Genomic DNA, 21,849 nt, shown 5'->3' with positions numbered 1-21,849 from the left:
CCACTACGCCCCGTCCGGGCGGGCGGGGGCGTTCCCGGTCCCGGTGACCGGCAGCTCGTCGAAGAAGCAGGTCGGGTTGCCGGTGTGGCAGGCGGCACCGACCTGCTCGACGGTGACCAGCAGGGCGTCGCCGTCGCAGTCCAGGGCCACCGCGCGGACGTACTGGTGGTGACCGGAGGTCTCGCCCTTGACCCAGTATTCCCGGCGGCTGCGCGACCAGTAGGTGGCCCGGCCGGTGCTGAGGGTGCGGTGCAGCGCCTCGTCGTCCATCCAGGCGACCATCAGCACGTCGCCGGTGTCGTGCGCGCGGACCACCGCGGTGACGAGTCCGTCGGGGTTGCGGCGCAGCCGCGCCGCGATCGCCGGGTCGAGGGCGGAGGGCCGCGCGGGGCCGCCGTGCGTCGGCCCGGCCGGGTTCGCGGGCGGCGCGGCGGAAGGCTCGGGTACGGGCATAGCAACCGATTCTTTCGCACGGGGTGCCGGTGCCGTCCACCCGTCCCGTCCGGGACCCGCCGTGGAGGTGCCGGGGGGGCCCAGTTGGGCCACGTAACGGTCCAGCCGGCCGTCGCCGAGGGCGGCGACGAGATCCGCGCCGACCACCGGTCGCAGTTCCTCGGCGTACGGGCGGGCCAGCGCGACGGCGCCGGCCACCAGGCGGCGGGCGGCGTCGGTCAGCCGGGGCAGGGTGTCGGGGCGCAGCCCGAGGCAGGTCAGCATGTCCTCGCGGTAGCCGTCCGGCGCGACCGGCAGCTCCAGCGCGGCGCTCAGCGCGCCCCGCCGGCTGGCCACGGTGACCGTCCGGTTCGCCAGCCGGAGCACCGACGGGCAGCGCCGGGCCAGCTCGGCCGCGGCGAACCGGGCCCCGACCTCGTCGCCGGCCACCCACGCCCCGGTGACCTTGCCCAGCGCGGCGACGAGGTTGTCCAGATCCGGGTCGGCCGGCCGGTGCCGCACCTCCGTCAGGTCGAGGGAGGACCGCCACTCGTCGCTTGCCCAGAGTAATCGTGCGGGCGCGACGACCGGGAGTCCGAAGGACCAGTCGGCGGGCTCGTCGAACCGGGCGAGCCAGGATCGGACGTCCCGGACGGCGACCGAGACGTGCGTCAGCCGCTCGCCCGTCTCGGCCAGGTAGACCCGATAGGCGACGTACGGCCCCCCGCTGACCAGGACATCGATGTCCACGTCGCTGTACGGTGTGGCGGCGCCCCGGGCGTGGCTGCCGCGCAGCAGCACACCGACGACGGGCGGGCCGGAGATCCGGCGCAGCCGGTCCGTCCAGTCCTCCAGAAAACCGCGTTGTAGTAACGGACCGTGACCCACGGCGTCATCGTGCCCCAGCTCGGATCATGAAGCAACGCCCGATCGAATGCCCCCTGGGTGTTTCGTCGGCTAGTTACCGATAAATCGCATTGATCGCTCGGGGTACCGTTCGCCGGCCACCTCGTCCGGCGGGACCGCCTCGGAGAGCCGGTAGACCTGTTCCGGGCTGAGCACCAGGTCGGCCGCCGCCACGTTCTCCTCCAGGTAGTGCACCCGCTTGGTGCCCGGGATCGGCAGCACGTCCTCGCCCTGGGCGAGCAGCCAGGCCAGCGCGGCCTGGGCCGGCGTACAGCCGATCTCGGCGGCGACCTCCCGGACCCGCTCGACCAGGCCGAGGTTGCGGTCCAGGTTCTCCTCGGCGAACCGGGGCGCCCCGGCCCGGAAGTCGTCCGACCCGAGCTGGTCCCGGCCGGTGATCGTGCCGGTCAGCAGCCCCCGGCCGACCGGGGAGTACGCCACCAGCGCGACGTCCAGATCGCGGCAGGTCGCCAGCATCTCCCGCTCGACCGAGCGGCTGAACAGGGAGTACTCCATCTGCACCGCCGCGACCGGGTGGACGGCGTGTGCCGCCCGCAGCGTCGCCGGGCTCACCTCGGACAGCCCGATGAACCGGACCTTCCCGTCGACGACCAGGTCGGACAGCGCCCCCATGGTCTCCTCGATCGGGGTGTCGGGGTTGCGCCGGTGCAGGTAGTAGAGGTCGATGGTGTCGATGCCGAGCCGGGCCAGCGACGCGTCGCAGGCCTCCCGGGCCCAGTCCCCGCTGCTGTCCACGTACGCGCCCGGGGAGGCGGTGGAGACGGCCTCACCGGTGAACCGGTTGCCGAACTTGGTGGCCAGGAACACCTCGTCGCGACGCTTGCGCACCACCGGGCCGAGCAGTTCCTCGTTCTGTCCCCGCCCGTAGATGTCGGCGGTGTCCAGGTGGTTCACGCCGAGGTCCAGCGCCCGGTGCAGGGTCCGGGTCGACTCGGCGTCGTCGGCGGCCCCGTACGCCATGCTCATGCCCATGCAGCCCAGGCCGATAACCGAGACCTCCGGTCCGATCGCGCCCATCCGGGTCGTCCTCATCGCTCCCGCTCCATGCCCAGCTCACCTTCCGCGCGGCCGTACGCCTCGGCCTGGTGGTGGAACACCCTGAGGTCCTCCTCCAGCTCGGCCATCCGGGGCCAGTACCCGGTTGCGGCGCGCTTCGAACAACGCCCGCCGGGCGCCCGGCGCCCACCCGGGCAGCCTCGCACTTCGGGTGGGCTCGACGTCAACCCCGGCCCGGGCCCGTCGCCCCGGCGGTTGCCCCCGGGGAGGATGTCGGCTAGCGTTGAATTTCAACACACGATGAATTGTTTCCGGAGGAGGCGCCATGGAGAGCGCGGTCGAGGTCCGGGACCTCGTGGTCAACCGGGGTGGGCGGCGCGTCCTGCCCGGGATCAGCTGCACCGTCGCCCGGGGCAGCGTCACCGGCGTGCTCGGCCCCAGCGGCAGCGGGAAGACGACGCTGCTGCGCGCGATCGTCGGGGTCCAGGTGGTGGCCGGCGGCACCGTCACGGTGCTGGGCCAGCCCGCCGGCTCGCGCCGGCTGCGCCGCCGGGTCGGCTACCTGACCCAGGCACCCAGCGTCTACCCCGACCTGACCGTCCGGGAGAACGTCCGCTACTTCGCCCGGCTGTACGGCCGGCCCGCCCCGGACGCGGACCGGGCCGTGGCCGAGGTCGGCCTGGCCGACGCGACGGACCAGCTCGTCGGCACGCTCTCCGGTGGTCAACACAGCCGGGCCTCGCTGGCCTGCGTGCTGGTCGGCCGTCCCGAGCTGGTGGTGCTGGACGAGCCGACGGTCGGTCAGGACCCGGTGCTCCGGGCCGAGCTGTGGCGGCGGTTCCACGCCATGGCCGCCGAGGGCGCCACGCTGCTGGTCTCCAGCCACGTGATGGACGAGGCCGCCCGCTGTGACCGGCTGCTGCTGATCCGCGAGGGCCGGCTGATCGCCGACGACACCCCGGCGGCGGTCCGGGCCGCGGCCGGCACGGACGACCTGGACGAGGCCTTCCTGCGGCTGATCCGGGCGAGCGAGGCCGCCCGGGGCGGCGCGCCCGGCCGGGCCGGCGGAGCCGTCCCGACCGGCCGTGCCGGGCGGGCGCCGGAAGGAACGGCGACCCGATGAACCCGACGATCCTGGCCGCGACCACCGGCCGCATCCTGCGCCAGCTGCGGCACGACCGGCGGACGATCGCGATGCTGCTCGTGGTGCCGGCCCTGCTGCTCACCCTGCTCAACTACATGTTCGCCGACCAGCCCACCCCGCCGGGCGCCCCCGGCACCTTCGACCGGATCGCCCTGGTCATGCTGGGCGTCTTCCCGTTCGTGATCATGTTCCTGGTGACCAGCATCGCCATGCTCCGGGAACGCACCTCCGGCACCCTGGAGCGGCTGCTCAGCACCCCGCTGGGCAAGCTCGACCTGCTCTTCGGCTACGGCATCGCGTTCGGCGCCGCCGCCGCACTCCAGGCGACCGTCGCGGCCGGCGTCGCGTACCGGCTGTTCGGTCTGGAGACCGCCGGCCCGACCGGGCTGGTCATCCTGATCGCGGTGCTGAACGCCGTGCTGGGGGTCGCGCTCGGGCTGTTCTGCAGTGCCTTCGCCCGCACCGAGTTCCAGGCCGTACAGTTCATGCCGGTCGTGGTGATTCCGCAGATCCTGCTCTGTGGTCTGTTCGTCCCCCGCGACCAGATGGCCGGCTGGCTCCAGGCGATCAGCGACGTGCTGCCCCTGTCGTACGCCGTCGAGGCGCTGCAACAGGTCGGCGCGCACGCCGAACCGACCGCGACGGTGTGGCGCGGCCTCGCGGTGACGGCCGGGGCGACGGTCGTCGCCCTGGTGCTCGCCGCGGCCACGCTGCGGCGGCGCACCGGCTGAGCCGGCGGCCGGGCGGCGTCGGCCACCGCCTGCGCAGACGCAAACGAGCACGAGGACGGCGATGGCACGGAGGAGCGGACGGCGGCCGGGCAACCCGGACACCCGGGAGGTGATCCTCGGCGCGGCCCGCGAGACGTTCGCCGAGCGGGGCTTCGACGGTGCCTCGATCCGGGCGATCGCGACCAGCGCCGGGGTCGACCCCGCGCTGGTGCACCACTACTTCGGCACCAAGGACCAGCTGTTCCGGGCCACCATCGACATCCCGTTCGACCCGCAGGAGGTGCTGCCGCAGATCCTGGCCGGCGACATCGACGGCGTCGGCGAGCGACTGGTCCGGACCTTCCTGCGGATCTGGGACTCCCCGGCCGGCACCGCCGGGGTGGCGGTGATGCGCTCGGCGGTGAACAACGAGTGGGGCGCCCGGCTGCTGCGGGAGTTCCTGGTCACCCAGGTGCTGCGCCGCGCGGTCACCGCCCTGGGCCTCGACCCGGCGGAGGCGCAGCTGCGCGCGTCGCTGGTCGCCTCCCAGATGGCGGGCATGGTGATGGTCCGGTACATCATCCGGATCGAGCCGCTCGCCTCCGCGCCGCCGGACGTCGTGGTGGCCGCCGTCGGGCCGACCGTGCAGCGCTACCTGACCGGCGACCTGTCCGGCCTGACCGCCACCGCCGAGTCACCGGCCGGGTCGGGATAGCCGGCGGAAGCCGCCCGGCCGGGCCGGAACAGCCGGCGGAAGCCCGCCGGCCGGGTCGGCACCGGCGGAGTGGGCGGACGGCTCAGGCCGGGTCGAGGCGCTCGACGGGGTCGAGGCGGTCGGCCGGGTCGCGGCGGCGGCAGAGCACCGGATGCAGCAGCGTCGCCAGGTCGGCCTGGTCGCGTACCGGACGCGGGAAGGCGAGCCGGGCCCGGCAGCGGGCGTCGGGCCGACCCAGGTCCACCACCAGTCCGTACCGGTCGAGTCGGACGATGCGCGGCGCGGATCCGTCCAGGGTCGACGGTTCCGCGGACCGGCCGAGCTGGCGCAGCACGAAGCGGGCCACCTCCGGCTGGTGGTGGTCGGCGAGGTCCGCCAGGAGTTCCCGCTCCACCGGGTGCAGGGGATCCGGCTCGGCCGCCGCGTACTCGGCCGGCTCGATGTCGAGCATCTCGCCGCCCCGCTCCAGCCGGATCTCCGCCGGCTCGAACCGGTACAGCCGGAACAGCCGGCCGACGTCGAGCAGGTCACCCGTCGGGTTGACCTCCGCGAAGTCCAGGGCGGCCCGGCGGGCCTCGGCTCCGGCCAGCGCCTCGGCCCAGCCTGAGGCCCAGACCCGGCCCAGCGCGGGCGCCCCGGCGGCCGGTGGCAGGTCGGGCACGTCGAGGACCAGGGCCGTGCCGGGCATCCCCGGCGCCGGCCGCAACGCCGCCGCGAGGTCGCTGACCACCGGAACGAGCAGCAGCACCCGGCCCACCGGGTCGGTGGCGTGCCGGACCTCGTGCGGGCCGGGTCGGTAGGCGACATGGGCGGCGCCGGGGAGCCGGCCGGTGGCCAGGGTACGGGCCACCTCGGCGGGGCTGGGCTGCATGGAAACCGTCCTCCGGCGTAGTTAGGATCACCTTAGTAAGGTGATGCTAACTTGTCTACCGGCGGTGGTCACCGACTACCGGGTCTGCTCCAGCCAGGAGCTGTAGAGCAGGCCGTAGACCGACGACGGGTCCCGGACCAGTTCCTCGTGCGGTCCACGTTGGACGATCCGTCCCCGGTCCACCACGATCACCTCGTCCGCCGACTGGGCGGTGGAGAGCCGGTGCGCGATCGCCACCGTCGTCCGGCCCCGGGTGACCGCGTCGAGGGTGCGTTGCAGCCGTACCTCGGTGGCCGGGTCGACCGCGCTGGTCGCCTCGTCCAGCACCAGCAGGTCCGGGTCGGCGACGTACGCCCGGGCGAGCGCGACCAACTGCCGCTCCCCCACGCTCAACGCCTCGCCCCGCTCCCCGACCTGGGTGGCCAGCCCGGCCGGCAGCTGGTCGACCCAGTCGCCGAGCCCGAGCTCGACGAAGGCCCGGGCCAGCTCCTCGTCGGTCAGCTCCGGCCGGCCGAACCGGACGTTGGACGCCACGGTCGCGTCGAAGAGGAAGCCGTCCTGCGGCACCATCACCACCCGGGAGCGCAGCGAGTCGAACCGCACCCGGTCCAGCGGTACGCCGGAGAGCAGCACCGCCCCGCTGGTCGGGTCCATCAGCCGGGTGAGCAGCTTGGCGAAGGTCGTCTTGCCGCTGCCGGTCTCGCCCACCACCGCGACCCGGGTCTTGGCCGCGATCTCCACGTTGATGTCGGAGAGCACCGGCGGCCCCCCGGGATAGCGGAATCCCACCTCGGCGAAGCGCACGTCGATCGGCCCGACCGGCAGCGCGACGCCGCGCTCCCCCGGGTCCGCCACGTCCGGCGCCACGTCCAGCACGTCGAGCACCCGGCGCCAGCCGGCGATCGCGTTCTGCGCCTCGTTCAGCACCTCGGTGGCGATCTGCACCGGCTGGATGAACATGGTGACCAGGAAGAGGAAGGCGGTCAGCTCGCCGATGCCGATGGTGCCGGAGACACCCAGCCGGACCCCGAGCAGCACCACACCGGCCAGCGCCAGCCCGGCGGCGATCTCGCCGGTCGAGAAGCTGACCACGCTGGTCCGGATGGCCCGCTGCTGGGCCCGGCGCTGGGCGTCGATCGTCTCGTCCAGCCTGGCCGAGGTACGCCCGGCCACCCCGTACGCCCGGATCACCGGCGCGCCGACGACGCTCTCCGAGATCGCCGCCAGCATCGCGCCCATCCGCTGCCGGACCAGCCCGTACGCGGCGGCCAGCCGCCTCTGGAAGATCCGGATCACCACGACCGCCGGTACGAACGCGGCGTAGACCACCAGGGTCAGCTGCCAGGAGTAGACCGCCATCACGACGGTGGTCACCACCACCTGCCCCAGGTTGACCAGGAGGATCACCCCGCCCCACTGGAGGAACTGGGTGATCTGGTCGACGTCGCTGGTGACCCGGGAGACCAGCGAGCCGCGCCGCTCCGACTGCTGGTGCAGCATCGACAGGTCGTGCACGTGCCGGAAGGCCCGGATCCGTACGCCGGCCAGCGCGGTCTCGCTCACCGTGAAGAGCCGGCGCATCATCAGGTAGCCGCACGCGGTGGTCACCACCAGGACGGCGGCGGTCGCCGCCACGACCAGGCCGACGACGCCGACGTCCGGGCCGCCCGGGGCGCGCAGTCCCCGGTCGATACCCTGCTGGATGGCGACCGGTACGGCGGCCCGGCCCAGCATCGAGACCAGGGCCAGCCCGAGGGTGCCGGCCAGCCCGGTCCGCAGCTCCGGGGAGAGCGCCAGGCCCCGGCGCATCGTCTGCCAGGTGCCCTCGGCCTGCTCGGGTGCCGTCGCGTCCGTGGTCGTACTCACGCGTCCACCTCTTCGCCCTGCCGCCCGACCGGGCCACCGGCACCGGGCTCCTGGTACGCCCGCTCCCGCTCCCGTTCCGCCTCGGCCCGCTCGTACGCGCTGACCAGGCCGGCGTACCCGGGGGTGCTCCGCAGCAGCGTCTCGTGCGTGCCCCGGCCGACCACCCGGCCCTGCTCGACGTAGACCACCTCGTCGGCGAGCGCGATCGTCGCCCGCCGGTACGCGACCACCAGGATCGACGCGGCCGGGGCGGTGGTGTGCGGGTCGGGGCCGGCCGTACCGGCCCGGTCCGCCGGCTGCCGGTCGCCGCGCAGCGCGGCCAGGATCGCCGACTCGACCCTCGGGTCGACGGCACTGGTGGCGTCGTCCAGCACGAGCAGCCGGGGCCGGCCGGCGAGGGCGCGGGCCAGGGTCAGCCGCTGCCGCTGGCCGCCGGAGAGGGACGTGCCGCGTTCGCCGACCATGGTGTCCAGCGCCTCCGGCAGCGCGGCGACGAAGCCGTCCGCCTCGGCCAGCCGCAGCACCGCCCAGACGTCATCGTCGGTGATGCCGTCCCGACCCAGCGTGATGTTGGCCCGGACGGTGTCGTCGAAGACGAACGGCACCTGGGAGACCAGGGCGGCGGTGGCGGTCAGCGACTCGGCGGTCAGCGACCGGACGTCGACCCCGTCCAGGCGTACCGTCCCGGCGTCGGGGTCGACGAGCCGCACCGCCAGGGAGACGATCGTGGACTTGCCGGCGCCGGTGGGCCCGACCAGTGCGACGGTACGTCCGGCGGACACCGTGAACGAGACCTCCTGCAGTACCGGCGCCCCCGCCGCCGGCGACGCGCTCGCCCCGGGCTGGTCCATCGCCTCGCCGGCCGGCCCGCCGGCGCGCACCTCGGCGGCACGCCGGGCCGGGTCGCCCTCGCGCGTGTCGTCGGCGGCGCGGACCTGCGTGCCGTCGGCGGCGGCGCGGGCCGGTCCGGCCTGCTCGGCGGCGGCGCCGTCCACCCCGCCGGGTTCCGCCCCGGCCCCGGTCAGCTCGGCGGCGGCGTCCGGCCCGGCCGGCCCGGCGGCGGGTTCCTGCTCCGGCGGCGCGTAGCCGAAGGTGACCCGGTCGAAAACCAGCGTGGCGGGCCGGCGCTCCCCCGGGTCCAGCGTGGTGTCCCCGTACGGCATCTGTCCGGTGGCGGTGAGCACGGACTGCAGCCGGTCCCAGCCCGCGACGCTGCGCGGCAGTTCGGCGAGGACCCAGCCGACCGCCCGCACCGGGAAGGCGAGCACGGTGAAGAGGAAGGCGACGCTGATCAGCTCGGTGATGGTGACCGCGCCCTGGCCCAGCCGTACCGCGCCGACCAGCAGCACGGCGAGCGTCCCGAGGCTGGGCAGGGTCTCCAGCATCGGGTCGAAGACCCCGCGGAGCCGGCCGACCGAGATCAACGCGTCGCGCAGCTCACCGGCCCGGGCGGCGAACCGGGCCGTCTCGCGCGCCTCCTGGCCCATCGTCTTGACCACCAGGGCGCCGTCGAAGCTCTCGTGCGCGATCGCGCTCACCTCGCCGCGCATCTGCTGCGCCCGGGCCTGCCGGGGCGCCATCCGCCGCGAGTAGACGACGTTGAGGGCGAAGAGCGCGGGGAAGATCGCCACCCCGACCAGCGCGAGCACCCAGTCGGTGAGGAACAGCGACCCCATCGCGGCGACCAGCATCACCAGGGTGCCCACGGCGAACGGCAGCGGCGCGATCGGGAACCACGCCGCCTCCACGTCCGAGTTGGCGTTGGAGAGCAGCGTGCCGGTGGCGTGCCGGTGGTGCCAGGACACCGGCAGTTCCAGGTAGCGCCGGGTGACCCGGCGGCGGTAGCTGGCCTGGAGGCGGTACTGCATGTAGCCGGCGCCGAGCCGGCGGCCGAACATGCCCGCCACCCGACCCAGGCTGACCGCGATCAGCGCGGCGGCGCTCACCAGCACGGCCGCGGTGTCGGCCCGGCCGCGCTCCAGCGCCGGCACCACCACCTCGCCGACGATCGCACCCACGACGTACGCGCCGGTGATGATGAGCAGGCTGTAGACGATGCTGCCGCTGACCGCGACGGCGAAGATCCGCGGCTCTTCCCGGACCGCGTAGCCGAGGACCCGGATCCCCCTGCCGAGCACGTCCCGGCTCGTCACACCCGCCACGCTGTCCCCCGCCGTAAGCCGTCTTCCTCCTGCTCATCCTTACTGATCACGCCCGCCGTTGACGACGCCGAGAGCGGCTCCGCACCGATTGTGTCTGCTGTCACAGGCCCCCCGCACCCCGAACCGGCGAAGCCCGATCGGGTCGGGGGCGTCCGGACCGGTGCGGATGGCCGGATCACCCCTACGATCAAGGGCATGCCCCGGTACGCGGATGTCGAGCGTCAATCCCTGGCCGATCTCCTCCTGTCCCTCGGACCGGACGCGTCGACCGTCATCGAGGAGTGGACCACCCGCGACCTCGCGGCACACCTGGTGATCCGGGAGCGCCGGCCGGACGCCGCCGCCGGGATCCTGCTCCGGCCGCTGCGTGCCCACTCGGAACGGGTCCGGACGGGGCTGGCCGCGCGCCCCTACCCGGCCCTGGTGGAGCTGGTCCGGCACCGACCGCGGTGGAGCCCGCTGAGCCTGCCGGCGCTGGACGAACTGGCCAGCCTGACCGAGTTCTTCGTCCACCACGAGGACGTACGCCGGGCGCAGCCCGGCTGGCAGCCACGGGAGCTGGCCGAGGGGCACCACGGCGCGCTCTGGCGGCGGATCCCCGCGCTGGCCCGGATGTCGCTGCGCCGGTTCCCGGCCGACCTGCTCATCCAGGCCCCGGGGCACGGCGAGACCTCGACCGGGGCCGGCGGGGAACAGCTCCGGCTGGTCGGTTCGCCCGCCGAGCTGACCATGTTCCTGTTCGGCCGGCAGCGGGTGGCCCGGGTGCAACTGGCCGGTCCCACCGAACTCGCCGACCGGCTCCGCACCCGTCGGCTCGGGGTCTGAGCGCCACCCGGAGCGGAACCGGGCCGTCCGAGCGGTATCACCGACAGGGGGTCGGATGCGTACCTTCGCCGCGGCGGCGCTGGCCGGGCCGCCCTTCCCGGCCCGGCACAACGGACACGCCGGCGAGGTCGGCCGGCAGTCCGTCCGGTGGGCCGTCGGGCTCGGCCTGGTGTCGGGGGCGGACGCCGCGCGGCGGTTGGACCGGGCGGACGCCGCCGGCCTGGCCGGGCGGGCCTGCCCGGACGCCCGGCCGGAACCGCTCCGCCTGCTGACCGACCTCTTCACCTGGCTGTTCGCCTTCGACGACAGCTGCGACGACGACGAGCTGGGCCGGGCCCCGGGGCGGCTCGCCCCGGTCGTCGGCCGGCTGCTGGACGTGCTCGACCTGCGCGGCGGGCCGGCGTCCGCGGCGGTCACCGCCGCCGGCCCGGCCGGCGCCGCACTGCACGACCTCTGTCGGCGGGTACGCGCGCACGGCGGCCCCCGGCCGCTGCTCGACTTCACCAACCACCTGCGCGACTACCTGCTCGCCCTGCTCTGGGAGGCGGCCAACCGGGAGCGGCACCGGGTGCCGGGCGTCGCCGAGTACCTGCAGATGCGCCGGCACACCGGGGGCGTACGACCCAGTTTCACCCTGACCGACCTGGCGTACGGCGGTGGTCCGGATCCGGCCCGCCGCGCCGACCCGGTGGTGGCCGGCCTGGACGACCTCGCCACCGACCTGGTGTGCTGGTGCAACGACGTCTTCTCCTACGCCAAGGAGCGCCGGCTCGGCGGGGACGGACACAACCTGGTCGTGGTGCTGACCGGCGCGTCCGGCGGGGACGAGCGGTCCGGGCTGGCCGAGGCCGCGCGGCGGTTCAACAGTGGACTGGACGCCTACCTGCGGCTGGAGTCCGAACTGCTGGCCGGGGCGGATCCGGATCTCCTCCGGTTCGTGGCCGCCCGGCGCAGTTGGATCCGGGGCAGCTACGACTGGTCCCTGGGTGCGCGCCGGTACGGCTGAGCCCACACCCGCCCACCGGGTGGCCGGAGCCGGGCCGGAACGCGGTCGGCGCGGCAGCGGGGGGTCAGCGGGGCACGGACCAGTGCCGGCGATGGTCGCGGGGCATGCGGAGGCCGCCGTGACTGGGTGCCCAGTCCGCGCCGTCCCGACTGTCGACCGTGAGACCGAGCGTGGAGGCCAGTCCGAGCCCGACGGCGAAGAGCAGGAAGAGCAACAGCGCCATAATCGTTGCCAATCTCAATGATTTAGTTGACTTAGGCAAAGATAACACCGCACCGTGCCCGCCGGAACCCCCGCCGGACCCGCAGCCACCTTGACGAGACCGGGCGGAGATGAAATCTTGACTTCGTCAACTGATTATTTGAGGTGGTCAGCTATGTCGGATCCTCGCGGCACCAGGACGGCGGACTCCCCGACCGGGCTCCTGGGCACCCAGACCGCCGCCGTACGGGACTTCAACCGCTTCTACACCCGGCTGATCGGCGCCCTCGACGAAGGGCTGGTGCGGTCGCCGTACTCGCTGACCGACGCCCGGGTGATCTTCGAGCTGGCCCGGCGACCCGCCACCGAGGTACCGCACCTCCGTCGCGAGCTGGCCCTGGACCCCGGCTACCTGAGCCGCATCCTGGCCCGGTTCGCCGCCGAGGGGCTGATTGCCCGCAGCCAGTCCCCGACCGACGCCCGGCGTCAGGTGGTCGAGCTGACCGAGGCCGGGCGCGCCGCGTACCAGACGCTCGACGGCCGGTCCCAGGCCGAGATCGAAACCCTCCTGGCGGAGCTGTCCGGCGAGGACCGGCACCGGCTGGTCGCCGCCATGCGGGTGATCCGGGAGCTGCTGGACCGCACGAGCGCCGCACCCCGGGGCTACCTGCTGCGCCCCCTCCAGGCCGGCGACCCGGGCTGGATCGTGCAGCGGCACGGCGTCCGCTACGCCGAGGAGTACGGCTGGGACCTGTCGTTCGAGGCGCTGGTGGCCAGGATCGTCGCCGACCACCTCGACGGCGCCGACCCGCGCCGCGAGGGTGCCTGGATCGCCGAGGTCGACGGGGACCGGGTCGGCTGCGTCCTCTGCGTACGACGGGACGACGAGGTGGCCCAACTGCGCCTGCTGCTCGTGGAACCGGGCGCCCGGGGAATGGGCATCGGCACCCGGCTCGTCGACGAGTGCCTCCGCTTCGCCCGCCGCGCCGGCTACCGGGAGATCATGCTCTGGACCAACGACGTGCTCGCCGACGCCCGGCGGATCTACGAGAAGGCCGGCTTCGAACTGCGCGACCAGGCTCCGCACCACAGCTTCGGCCAGGATCTGGTGGAGCAGACCTGGTCGCGCAGTCTGTGACCACCCACCCGATCCACGGCCGACCGGTCAGTCGTCGCCCTCGGTCCAGGACGGCACCGGTTCGCCGGCCGGGCACTCCACCTCCACCTCGATGTGGCGACCGGAGCCCCGGAACGTCAGCTCCGCGTCGTCGTCCGGGCCCCGGTCGACGTCCTGGACCCGGAAGCCCTGGGCGGGAGTCCAGGAGGCGAGCCAGACCCGCTGGCCGGTGCACTCGGCGACCACGGTCCCGCCCGGGGTGGAGAGCAGCCGGCGGGTACCGCTGGCGGAGGCGCCGCCCGGAGCCGGTGAGCCGGGGTCGGACGGGCCGGGCGAGCCGAGGCCGGACGTGCCCGGGGAGCCGGAGCCGGCTGGTCCGGGCGGCGCCGCACCGGACGGGGCGGCCGGCCCGGGACTGGCCGCCAGCGCCCGCGACACCTCGTCGGGGCTGCGCACCTCGCCCGCCGGACCGGTGAGCCCGGCCCCGATCACCTGTACGGCGGCCAGCCCGGTGACCGTGGCGGCCCCCGCCGCCAGCAGCCACCCGGTCACCGCCAGGCCGGTACGTCGACGCATCCCCCGACTATGCCGCACCGGTCGTTAAGGACGGCCCCGGCAGACCCTAAGGCGGGGTTAACGGCGGTCGGACGCGTCCGGCAGGGGCCCGCCCCGGTACGGCCGGCGGGGCGTACCGGGGCGGGCGGGGGCTCAGTGGACCGAGTCGAGTTGCCGGCGGATCAGCCGCTCGGTGGCGGTGGCACCGGTGGGCTGCAGCTCGGCACCCCGTCCGTCCCGCTGCACGTCGATGGTCACCGTGATCCGGTCCGTACCCGCGATGATCATCTCGAACATCCTGGCGAACCGCACCGGCACCTCCTTGCCGTCCTCGGTGATCAGGAAGAGTTCTCCGCCGTGGGCGGCATCGTGCAACTGCCGGGTACGGAGGCCGGTGATGTCGGAGTAGCGGAAGTCGAACGAGTCGGTGTTGGAAACGACGCAACGGACGAAATCCCATTCACAGGAGAACACCGATATCCTGTTGTGCCCGAGCATGGCAGAGCCGGCGACCTTGTATCGCGAGAACCGCCGTATCGCATGGACCGCGCCGACCGCCTGGTCGGCCGACGAAGAGCTCGTGCCCGATCTGCCATCTGCGGCTCGCAGATGAGATCGTCCAGCGAACGGTCCGAGTTTCCGAGTGCCCGGTCCAGCAGTCCGAACTTGTCGAAGTGCAACCAGAGGTCCATCTGCTCGTCCGTGGGCTTCGGCTCGGCGGCCGACAGCGCCCGGGCGTACGCGGACCCCAGCGCGGCGCGCCGGATGCCGCCCTTGCCCAGCAGATAGACCGCACCGATCCCCATCGGCACCGAGAGGCAGAGCAGCCCGGCGGAGTCGGTGTCCGCGATGCCCACCAGGGTGAGCACGAACGCCAGCAGGACGCCGATGCCCCCGGTGACCATCAGGGCCTGGGCACCGGTCAGGTCGGGAGGGTTCGGGGTGCGGACGAAGTACTTGTGCACGTTGGGCCGCCGCGCCTCGACGCCGGCCCGGGCCATGGTCAGCGCGGCCTGCCAGAGCGGGTTCTCCTGGGTGCTCACCAGTGGTGCGATCTCGGCGGCGTGCACCGGGTCGACGGTGCGGGCCCGGGCCTCCAGGCCGGCCAGCGGCGGCCCCGGGTCCAACCGGTCCGCGTAGTGATCGCGCTTGACGGCGGCCCAGAGGGCGTAGGCGTGTGCGGCGTTCGGATCGTGCTCGATGGCCCGTCGCAGTTGCTCCTCGACCCGCGGCACGATCTCCTGTGCCTGCGTGCCCAACCGGCTCGGCTTGCGCCCGCCGAGCAGTGCCAGGGCGAGGTAGTAGTGCGGATCCGCCCCGGTGGCGCCCTTGGCGATCGCCTCGGTGAAGAGTTCCACCGCCTTCGGGTAGAGCCGCTCGGCGATGGCCCGCATGCCGTAGCCGAGCAGTTCGTCCGCCGAGGCGGACGACCGCACGTGAACCGTGTCGGCGTTGATCTGGGTGCCGAAGATGCGCTGGTACCGCTGGTCGTGGTCGGTCATGACGCCGCTACCGAGAACGCGTTCCACGCGGTGACCAGCGCCGCGCCGAGGGCCACCACCGGGGCGGCCACCTGGAGCGCCGCGACCGCCCTGCCGAGGTGCTGGGCCGCAGCGGCCCGGTCCTGCCGGTCGAGACTGGCCACCGCGGCGCGGACCTCCGCGGTCACGGCCGGCTCCGCCGCCGGGTCGAGCAGGCCGGACGCCGCGGCGTGTCGCAGCCCGTCGACGAGACCGGTCAGCCGCGCCGACAGCTCGGCGGTGTCGCCGCCGGCGAGCGTGCTGAGGGCGGCACCGCGCAGGTCTATCAGATCGGCGTTGTACTGAGGTCCGTGGACATACTGTCCCTGTTGATGAAAGGTAGCCATGGTCTCCTCCGGAATCCCGTGCTGGATTACTGGTGGGTGATGCCAGATGGCTGCGGTTGAATGAGAGCCCACCAGTAGCCGGGCAATACCGCAAGACGCCTTTCGGTGGCCGCCCGTGTCACGATTACGACAACCGGTGCCAATGGCGCGGGAAAGGCTCCGATCATCGCCGGCCAATGCTTATCCCGGCCACCCGCAGCCGTCGAATTCCACAGTCGAGCGGATTCCCGGCCGGGCGGCCGGATCCGAATGGGCGGCCCGGCCCGCCGCCTATGGGTGCGGCCGGGCCGGCCGGCCGATCGCCGAACGGGGGTCGGGGACGGCCACGGGCGTGCCGCGACGACGGACATCGGCCGTCCCGCCGGGTTACCGTGCCATGGTGGCCCGCCTACTGCTCATCGAGGACGATCCCGCGATCAGTGACCCGCTGCGCCACGCGCTGCGCGAGCGGGGGCACGCGGTGGCCGCGGTGCGCAGCGCGATGACCGGGTTGCAGGGTGTCCTGGACGACCGGCCCGACCTGGTCATCCTCGACCTCGGGCTGCCCGATCTGGACGGTCTGGAGATGCTCCGGATGCTGCGCGCGGTCAACGCCACCCCGGTGATCATCGCCACCGCCCGGGACGACGAGGCCGACATCATCCGGGGCCTGGACGCCGGCGCCGACGACTACGTGGTGAAGCCGTTCACCGCCGCCCAGCTCGACGCCCGGATCCGGGCCGTACTGCGCCGCGGCGCCGCCCCGGCGAACGGCCCCGCCCCGCTGGCCGTCGGCGAGCTGCGGGTCGATCCGGGGTCCCGCCAGGCGACCCTGGCCGGCACCCCGCTCGAACTGACCCCGCGCGAGTTCGACCTGCTGCACCACCTCGCCGGCCGGGCCGGTCTGGTGGTGACGAAGCGGGAACTGCTGACCGAGGTGTGGCAGCTCCCCTACGGCGGGGCGGACAAGACGGTGGACGTACACCTGTCGTGGTTGCGCCGCAAGCTCGGTGAGACCGCGCAGCGCCCCCGCTACCTGCACACGGTGCGCGGGGTCGGGGTGCGGCTCGAGGCGCCCGGGACGGACGCGTGAGGCGGCGGCTCACCCTGCTGGTCGCGGCCACGATGTGCCTGGTGCTGTTGGCCTTCCTGGTGCCGCTCGCGGTGCTGCTGCGCGGCGTGGCCGCCGACCGGGCGGTGGTGGCCGCCGGCGCCGACGTCCAGGGCCTGGTCCCGCTGGTCGGCACCGCCGACCCCGGCAGCCTGCGACTCGCCGCCGAGCAGGTGGGCGCCGCCGCCCGCCGGCCGGTCACCGTCTTCCTGCCGGACGGCTCGGTGCTCGGCACGCCGGCACCGCGCACCGACGGGGTGCGGCTGGCCGCCCGGGGCGAGAGCCTGACCGTGGCCCGCCCCGACGGCCGGGAGATCCTGGTCGCCGTGCAGGGCCGGCCGGACGGTACGGCGGTGATCCGGACCTTCGTGCCGGACGCCGAGCTGACCCGGGGCGTCTACCGGTCCTGGCTGGTCCTCGCCGGGCTCGGGGTGGCGCTGCTGCTGCTCGGTCTCGCCGTCGCCGACCGGCTGGCCCGCGCGCTGGTCACGCCGATCACCGAGCTCGCCGAGGTCTCGCACCGGTTGGCCCGCGCGGAACTGACCGCCCGGGCCCGCCCGTCCGGGCCGGCGGAGCTGCGCCAGGTGGCCAGCGGGCTCAACCACCTGGCCGGGCGGATCCAGGAGCTGCTCCGGGAGGAACGGGAGCAGGTCGCGGACCTCTCCCACCGGCTGCGTACACCGCTGACCTCGCTGCGGCTGGAGTCCGAGTCGCTGGCGGACCCGCATGAGGCGGCTCGGCTGACCGCCCGGGTCGACGCCGTGGAGCGGGCGGTCACCGGGCTGATCCGGCAGGCCCGGCGGCGGGGCGACAGCGGTGGCGAGCAGTCCTGCGACGCCACCGCGGTGGTCCGGGAGCGGGTCGCCTTCTGGTCCGTGCTGGCCGAGGACACCGGCCGGGGGGTCACCCTGGACCTCGCCGACGGCCCCCTGCCGGTACGGCTGCCCGCCGACGAGCTGGCCGCGGTGCTGGACGCGCTGCTCGGCAACGTCTTCGCGCACACCCCGGACGGGGTCGGATTCACCGTCACCCTGACCCGGCGGGCCGGCGGCGGGGCCCTGCTCACCGTCGTGGACGCCGGACCCGGGTTGCCGGCCGCCCTGGTCGACCCGGCCGCGCTCGTCCAGCGGGGCGCGAGCGCCGCCGGTTCGACCGGCCTCGGCCTGGACATCGCCCGCCGCGCGGCCCGGGCCAGCGGCGGTCGGCTGGAACTCTCCGCCGATGCCGGCGGCGGGGCCCGGGTGGCGGTCGCGCTCGGCCCCCCGGTCCTCGCCCCGGCCTGACGCCTCCGGCCCGGCCTGACGCCTCCGGCCCGCGCCGCGCCGTCGGAGCCGCGCGCGCCCAGCCTGACCGCGCGCCCAGCCGTGCAGTGCGCCCAGCCGTGCAGTGCGCCGAGCCGTGCGGCCGGACCCGTCCCCGGTCGTGCCGGGTCAGGCGGGAGGCCGGCGCCGGGCGGCGGTCACCCCGGCGAGCAGGGTGAGGAGCAGGACGAGGTTCGCCACGACCATGATCCCGAGCGGCGGGAGCAGCGGCATCGCCGGGCCGGCCGCGACCAGCGCCAGGATGGCGACCAGCCGGGACCAGAGGATCCGCCCGGTCATCACGTAGTCGAAGAGGGCGGTGCCGAGCAGGAACAGCGCGGGACCGCCCAGCAGGACGACGATCCAGGCCACCGGCGCCGTCCCGAACGGGCGGGTGAGGGCCAGCGAGGTGCCGGCCGAGATCACCACGGCGCCGGCCACCATCACCAGGTGCCGGTACGAGGTGGCGGTGCCCGGCTGGACCCGTTCCACCGCCGCGACGTCCTGTGGTCCCTGAAATTGCCGGATCCGGTGGAAGTAGAGCTGGTAGAGCAGCACCGCGTTGACGAACGCCACCGCGCAGACGGCCACCCGGCCCGCCTCGAAGTCGCTGCGGGCGAGCCCGAGGCCGGCGGTCAGGATCAGCTCGCCGAGCGCGATGATGAGGATCTGCCGGTGGCGCTCGGACAGGTGCATCCCGGCGAAGATCTGACTCGCCAGCTCGGTGCGGCCCAGCCGTGGCGTGGGCCAGCCGATCCGGGCGGAGCCGAGGTCGACGGTCACCGCGATCCCCCAGAGCACCAGGCGGGCCGTTCCGTGCGTGAACGCCCCGCCGATCCACAGCCCGGCGGTGACCAGGAACCAGAAGAAGACCCGGATGCTTCTGGCCTGGATGGGCCGGTGCACCCGGGTGCCCGGGATGAGGACGGCGTCCCGGGCGATGTGGATGCCGAAGTACGCGGCCACGAAGGCGGCCCCGTGCTCCTCGAAGGCCCCCGGCACTACCACCGCCATGACCAGGGTGCCGAACATGATCACCAGGACCAGCGCCTGGATCACCGGCAGCCGGGGGTTGAACAGGTCGGTGAGCCACGCGGTCAGCACCCAGACCCACCACGCGGCGAGCAGCAGCACGGCCACCTGCGCCGCGTTGCGGACGCTGAGATCGTCGGCCAGTCCCTGGGACAGCCGGGAGAGCATGAAGATGTAGACCAGGTCGAAGAAGAGTTCCAGGGCGATGGGGTATGAGCTCGCGCCGCCGATCGGGGCGGCACCTCGGTCGTCGCCCCCGGCACTCTCTGACGGCTTCACGCTGGTTGCTCTCCTGCTCTTCGACATCGCCGTGTTCAGCCAACGGTGGCGCCAGTGGCCGGACCAGGCTCGAACATCCGACGACGGGAGCTGGGCGGACGGTCTGGACCAGGCGACCCGCCCAACCTTCCTGGAACTCTTCTTCGACCTGGCGTACGTCTTCGCGCTGATCGCCCTCTCGGAGCGGCTGGTCGACGATCTGAGCTGGGCCGGCGGTCGGCCTGGCCTGCTCTGCTGCTCCTGGCGTTCACCCTGGTCGGGCGTTCACCGCCTGGGCCGGTGACTCGGTGGACCTGAGCCACCCGGTGGTGGTCACCCAGATCATCGCGATCATGGCCGGCAGCCTGCCACTGGCGACACCAGTGGCCGGCACGCGTACAGCGGCTTGCTGCTCTTCGTCGTACGTCGTCCGCAATGTCAGGACCGGCCTCTGCGCCGACCGACTGGGCCCAAGTCCGCCGGATCCTGTTCTGGGGTCGTCTGCTCGTGCGTGGATTCGGCGACTGCAACGGCCAGCCCGCGCTCTGGGCGGTGTGGTGGAGTACGCCTGGCATGCCTGCTCCGGCCAGCCGCTTGCGTGAAGTCCCGGCACCGGCCACCCGGCCAGGGGTGGGTGAGCGGATCGCCGAGCGCTACCGGCAGTTCGTGATCATCGCGCTCGGCGCGTCGCTCTTCGTGACCGTCGACGCGTTCAGCCAGAGCCGGTACACGGTGCGGGACGCCCAGGCACTCACGGTGGTCTTCATCACCACGGTGCTGATCTGGCGGATCTACATCCACCGCGCCGGGGAGCTGATGACCACCACCATCGCTGCCTCGGCTGGATCAAGCCAACTGAGCCGCTCCGCGTTCGTCCACCTGGTGATCGTGGCCGGCATCATGGACGCGGCGGTCGGTGGGCAACTCGTGATCGAACGCCCCTACGGCGACACCCCGCCCGCCTGGGCCGGGGCGATCATCGGTGGCCCGGCGCTGTTCCTGATCGGCCGGCTGGTGCTCAGCTACACCGTCTTCGCGCAGGTCAGCCGGGTCCAGTTGACGGTCGGACTGCTGGCGCTGGCCGGCCTGGTGCCGGCGACGACCCGGTTGGCACCGATCATGCTCTTGCCCTCGCTGGTGTGGCGATTCCTGGCCGCCGTGGCGGCGGCAGGCCATCGAAGGTCCGCGCCCGGCCTGCGCGGTGCCGCGCCGCGGTGACTCTTTGCAAGACCTGGCGTTCACCCGGCGCGCCGCTATCCGGCGCCGGAGCGAACAACAACGCTCGACACCGGGCAGCGGGTCCGGCTGGCGAGGAACTGTGATGCGGCGCAAGACGCTGATCGTGACCGTGGGCGGCACGCTGGCCGCCGCCGCCATCGTGGGCACCGCGATCGGCGCGGGCGCGCCCGAGTGGAGACCACGGCGGACGCCTTCGGCGACCACGCCCTGGCGGGACCGGTGACGGCGGTGTCGACTTGACGACGGACTGGTAGCCGACGGGTACGCCGGGCGGCCCGACCGGTACGCCCGGCCCGACCGGAACCGCTCCGGCCGCCGGTGAGGTGAGCTCCGAGCGGGCCGTCGAGATCGCGATGGGCAGTGCCGGCGGGGGCCAGCTCGACGAGGTGGAGCGGGAGCAGGAGCACGGCCGGGCGGTGTGGAGCGTGGAGCTGACCAGGGACGGCCGGGAGTTCGAGGTGGACGTGGACGCGACCACCGGCGCGGTCGTCCGGACCGAGCAGGACGACGACGCGGACGACGACGCGGACGACCGGGACGACGACCAGGACGACGACCAGGACGACGACCAGGACGACGACGCGGACGACCAGGACGACGACTGACCCGCTGCCGGTCCCAGCGCTGAGGGGGCCGGCGCCGGATGGTGCCCGGGTTCCGGTTCGGCTACGGTGGTGGCGGCTCGGTGCAGCCAGCCGCTCGCGCCCCTGAGGGGTTCGGTGAATGCGCCGGACAGGTCGAGTCGAGCCCGGCTTTCGAGCGCGGCGTCCGCCGACAACGCGAGCACCGGCCGGTGTAGCCGCGCGGAAGGCCGAGCATGACCGCCACGAATGCCTGCTGGCGGGCCAAGGGTCTCGCCAGACTGCTCCGGCGCGATCTCGCCGAGGCGGGGATCGAGATCCCGCACAGCCTCGCCCTGGAACTGGTCGCACACCAGCACGGGGCCAGGGACTGGAACGTCCTGGCGGCGTCGTGGCGCCGCCGGGCGGTCCCGGACACCGGTGATCAGCCCCGGGGTGCCGGTCCTGCGCGTGCTCTCAGCCGAGGTGGCGCTGCGGTTCTACGTCGACTACCTGGGCTTCACGGTGGACTGGGCACACCGGTTCGAGCCGGGGCTGCCGCTGTACGTACAGGTGTCGCGCTCGACCGCGCTGCTGCACCTGTCCGAGCACCACGGCGACGGCAGTCCGCACGGCGTGGTGTGGTTTCCGGTCGACGACGTGTACGCGCTCCGCGCCGAACTGCTCGCTCAGCCGGAGGCGGCGCTGCGCCCGGGGGTGGACGCGAACGCGCCGGGCGGCCCGACCCTGGAGGTCATCGACCCGTACGGCAACGTGCTGCGGTTCGCCCGCGCGCCGCCAGCGTCCTCGCTTTCGGCGGCCATGCCGTGAGCGGCGCCGGCCGTCCCAGGCACTGAACCCCAGTGCCCTCCGTTCGCCACCGCCGCCGAGCAGCAGCCGTCGCAGAACGCGAGCACCGCTCGCCTGCTGGGCGTCCTCGTCGAGACCGTCGCCCGCGTCGACCTCCAGCAGGCA

At 73.9% G+C, this 21,849-nt stretch carries 22 protein-coding genes and 5 pseudogenes; 14 read left to right on the top strand and 13 right to left on the bottom strand.

The genetic code is table 11. From position 1 onward, the window contains the following. Positions 1 to 3 precede the first annotated feature (3 nt). The 3 genes and pseudogenes from hisI to ACQEUR_RS19790 all read right to left on the bottom strand — a co-directional run bounded on the left by hisI (position 4) and on the right by ACQEUR_RS19790 (position 2,391). Complete coding sequence (gene hisI / locus ACQEUR_RS19800) at positions 4 to 453, bottom strand: phosphoribosyl-AMP cyclohydrolase (RefSeq protein ID WP_433033308.1); 450 nt, start codon at positions 451 to 453, stop codon at positions 4 to 6. A gap of 180 nt (positions 454 to 633) precedes the next feature. Continuing rightward, positions 634 to 1,320: pseudogene (locus ACQEUR_RS19795) on the bottom strand (nucleotidyltransferase domain-containing protein); the annotation flags it as partial. A gap of 69 nt (positions 1,321 to 1,389) precedes the next feature. Continuing rightward, positions 1,390 to 2,391, bottom strand: coding sequence for an aldo/keto reductase (locus tag ACQEUR_RS19790; RefSeq protein ID WP_433033207.1), 1,002 nt, complete (start codon positions 2,389 to 2,391; stop codon positions 1,390 to 1,392). Positions 2,392 to 2,680: 289 nt separating this feature from the next. Between ACQEUR_RS19790 and ACQEUR_RS19785 the strand changes: the two are divergent. The 3 genes and pseudogenes from ACQEUR_RS19785 to ACQEUR_RS19775 form a co-directional block, all read left to right on the top strand. Further along, a pseudogene (locus tag ACQEUR_RS19785) lies at positions 2,681 to 3,388 on the top strand (ABC transporter ATP-binding protein); the annotation flags it as partial. An 86-nt stretch (positions 3,389 to 3,474) separates the two neighbouring features. Further along, positions 3,475 to 4,230 (top strand): ABC transporter permease, encoded by a 756-nt coding sequence (locus ACQEUR_RS19780; RefSeq protein WP_433033204.1) that lies wholly within the window; start codon positions 3,475 to 3,477, stop codon positions 4,228 to 4,230. 61 nt (positions 4,231 to 4,291) lie between these two features. Then, on the top strand, positions 4,292 to 4,924 hold the full coding sequence (locus ACQEUR_RS19775) for a TetR family transcriptional regulator (RefSeq protein ID WP_433033201.1): 633 nt from the start codon (positions 4,292 to 4,294) through the stop codon (positions 4,922 to 4,924). 82 nt (positions 4,925 to 5,006) lie between these two features. Here ACQEUR_RS19775 and ACQEUR_RS19770 read toward each other — a convergent pair whose 3' ends face one another. From ACQEUR_RS19770 to ACQEUR_RS19755, 4 genes and pseudogenes are all read right to left on the bottom strand, one after another. Further along, the gene (locus tag ACQEUR_RS19770) at positions 5,007 to 5,795 is read right to left on the bottom strand and encodes a DUF2470 domain-containing protein (protein WP_433033199.1); all 789 of its coding nucleotides are present in this window, start codon (positions 5,793 to 5,795) and stop codon (positions 5,007 to 5,009) included. A gap of 75 nt (positions 5,796 to 5,870) precedes the next feature. Next, the gene (locus ACQEUR_RS19765) at positions 5,871 to 7,604 is read right to left on the bottom strand and encodes an ABC transporter ATP-binding protein (protein WP_433033305.1); all 1,734 of its coding nucleotides are present in this window, start codon (positions 7,602 to 7,604) and stop codon (positions 5,871 to 5,873) included. A gap of 53 nt (positions 7,605 to 7,657) precedes the next feature. Then, positions 7,658 to 8,488 (bottom strand): annotated as a pseudogene (locus ACQEUR_RS19760) (ABC transporter ATP-binding protein); the annotation flags it as partial. Positions 8,489 to 8,731: 243 nt separating this feature from the next. After that, positions 8,732 to 9,823, bottom strand: a pseudogene (locus tag ACQEUR_RS19755) (ABC transporter transmembrane domain-containing protein); the annotation flags it as partial. Positions 9,824 to 10,018: 195 nt separating this feature from the next. On the opposite strand from ACQEUR_RS19755, the gene ACQEUR_RS19750 reads away from it, so the two are divergent. After that, positions 10,019 to 10,648: a TIGR03085 family metal-binding protein gene (locus tag ACQEUR_RS19750; RefSeq protein WP_433033196.1), complete on the top strand. Its 630-nt coding sequence runs from the start codon at positions 10,019 to 10,021 to the stop codon at positions 10,646 to 10,648. A 55-nt stretch (positions 10,649 to 10,703) separates the two neighbouring features. After that, complete coding sequence (locus ACQEUR_RS19745) at positions 10,704 to 11,654, top strand: terpene synthase family protein (protein ID WP_433033193.1); 951 nt, start codon at positions 10,704 to 10,706, stop codon at positions 11,652 to 11,654. Positions 11,655 to 11,718: 64 nt separating this feature from the next. Here the strand turns inward: ACQEUR_RS19745 and ACQEUR_RS19740 are convergent, their stop codons facing one another. Next, positions 11,719 to 11,889, bottom strand: a complete 171-nt coding sequence (locus tag ACQEUR_RS19740; RefSeq protein ID WP_433033190.1) for a hypothetical protein — start codon at positions 11,887 to 11,889, stop codon at positions 11,719 to 11,721. Between the two features lie 141 nt (positions 11,890 to 12,030). Here ACQEUR_RS19740 and ACQEUR_RS19735 point away from each other — a divergent pair, with 141 nt between their 5' ends. Continuing rightward, positions 12,031 to 12,993 (top strand): bifunctional helix-turn-helix transcriptional regulator/GNAT family N-acetyltransferase, encoded by a 963-nt coding sequence (locus ACQEUR_RS19735; protein ID WP_433033187.1) that lies wholly within the window; start codon positions 12,031 to 12,033, stop codon positions 12,991 to 12,993. A 27-nt stretch (positions 12,994 to 13,020) separates the two neighbouring features. On the opposite strand, the gene ACQEUR_RS19730 is transcribed toward ACQEUR_RS19735, so the two are convergent. The 4 genes from ACQEUR_RS19730 to ACQEUR_RS19715 all read right to left on the bottom strand — a co-directional run bounded on the left by ACQEUR_RS19730 (position 13,021) and on the right by ACQEUR_RS19715 (position 15,394). After that, entirely contained in the window at positions 13,021 to 13,548 is a 528-nt protein-coding gene (locus ACQEUR_RS19730) for a septum formation initiator (protein WP_433033185.1), read from the bottom strand. A gap of 132 nt (positions 13,549 to 13,680) precedes the next feature. After that, a complete protein-coding gene (locus tag ACQEUR_RS19725) occupies positions 13,681 to 13,839 on the bottom strand; it encodes a hypothetical protein (protein WP_433033182.1) in 159 nt (52 codons plus the stop codon). A 26-nt stretch (positions 13,840 to 13,865) separates the two neighbouring features. Continuing rightward, positions 13,866 to 15,029, bottom strand: coding sequence for a hypothetical protein (locus tag ACQEUR_RS19720; protein WP_433033179.1), 1,164 nt, complete (start codon positions 15,027 to 15,029; stop codon positions 13,866 to 13,868). Continuing rightward, the gene (locus ACQEUR_RS19715; RefSeq protein WP_433033176.1) at positions 15,026 to 15,394 is read right to left on the bottom strand and encodes a hypothetical protein; all 369 of its coding nucleotides are present in this window, start codon (positions 15,392 to 15,394) and stop codon (positions 15,026 to 15,028) included. Before ACQEUR_RS19715 ends, ACQEUR_RS19720 begins: the two co-directional genes overlap by 4 nt. 379 nt (positions 15,395 to 15,773) lie before the next feature. Here ACQEUR_RS19715 and ACQEUR_RS19710 point away from each other — a divergent pair, with 379 nt between their 5' ends. Together ACQEUR_RS19710 and ACQEUR_RS19705 are read left to right on the top strand one after the other, a co-directional pair. Next, the gene (locus ACQEUR_RS19710) at positions 15,774 to 16,466 is read left to right on the top strand and encodes a response regulator transcription factor (protein WP_433033173.1); all 693 of its coding nucleotides are present in this window, start codon (positions 15,774 to 15,776) and stop codon (positions 16,464 to 16,466) included. Then, positions 16,463 to 17,767 (top strand): sensor histidine kinase, encoded by a 1,305-nt coding sequence (locus ACQEUR_RS19705; RefSeq protein ID WP_433033171.1) that lies wholly within the window; start codon positions 16,463 to 16,465, stop codon positions 17,765 to 17,767. The genes ACQEUR_RS19710 and ACQEUR_RS19705 overlap by 4 nt, the downstream gene beginning before the upstream one ends. A 147-nt stretch (positions 17,768 to 17,914) precedes the next feature. Here ACQEUR_RS19705 and ACQEUR_RS19700 read toward each other — a convergent pair whose 3' ends face one another. After that, positions 17,915 to 19,096, bottom strand: a complete 1,182-nt coding sequence (locus ACQEUR_RS19700) for a low temperature requirement protein A (protein ID WP_433033169.1) — start codon at positions 19,094 to 19,096, stop codon at positions 17,915 to 17,917. A 31-nt stretch (positions 19,097 to 19,127) separates the two neighbouring features. Here ACQEUR_RS19700 and ACQEUR_RS19695 point away from each other — a divergent pair, with 31 nt between their 5' ends. From ACQEUR_RS19695 to ACQEUR_RS19670, 6 genes and pseudogenes are all read left to right on the top strand, one after another. Next, positions 19,128 to 19,379 (top strand): low temperature requirement protein A, encoded by a 252-nt coding sequence (locus ACQEUR_RS19695; protein WP_433033166.1) that lies wholly within the window; start codon positions 19,128 to 19,130, stop codon positions 19,377 to 19,379. 131 nt (positions 19,380 to 19,510) lie between these two features. Beyond that, entirely contained in the window at positions 19,511 to 20,293 is a 783-nt protein-coding gene (locus ACQEUR_RS19690; protein WP_433033163.1) for a low temperature requirement protein A, read from the top strand. A gap of 103 nt (positions 20,294 to 20,396) precedes the next feature. Continuing rightward, entirely contained in the window at positions 20,397 to 20,537 is a 141-nt protein-coding gene (locus ACQEUR_RS19685; RefSeq protein WP_433033160.1) for a hypothetical protein, read from the top strand. A 100-nt stretch (positions 20,538 to 20,637) separates the two neighbouring features. Beyond that, on the top strand, positions 20,638 to 20,919 hold the full coding sequence (locus ACQEUR_RS19680; RefSeq protein WP_433033157.1) for a PepSY domain-containing protein: 282 nt from the start codon (positions 20,638 to 20,640) through the stop codon (positions 20,917 to 20,919). Between the two features lie 212 nt (positions 20,920 to 21,131). Then, positions 21,132 to 21,287 (top strand): annotated as a pseudogene (locus ACQEUR_RS19675) (glyoxalase superfamily protein); the annotation flags it as partial. Positions 21,288 to 21,330: 43 nt separating this feature from the next. Next, positions 21,331 to 21,705, top strand: coding sequence for a glyoxalase superfamily protein (locus tag ACQEUR_RS19670; RefSeq protein WP_433033154.1), 375 nt, complete (start codon positions 21,331 to 21,333; stop codon positions 21,703 to 21,705). Positions 21,706 to 21,849: the final 144 nt, after the last annotated feature.

The organism is Plantactinospora sp. CA-290183 (assembly GCF_050936375.1).
Classification (GTDB): Bacteria; Actinomycetota; Actinomycetes; order Mycobacteriales; family Micromonosporaceae; genus Plantactinospora.
Note: the sequence above shows the minus strand (reverse complement) of the source record. Positions and strands in the feature narration are given on the sequence as shown.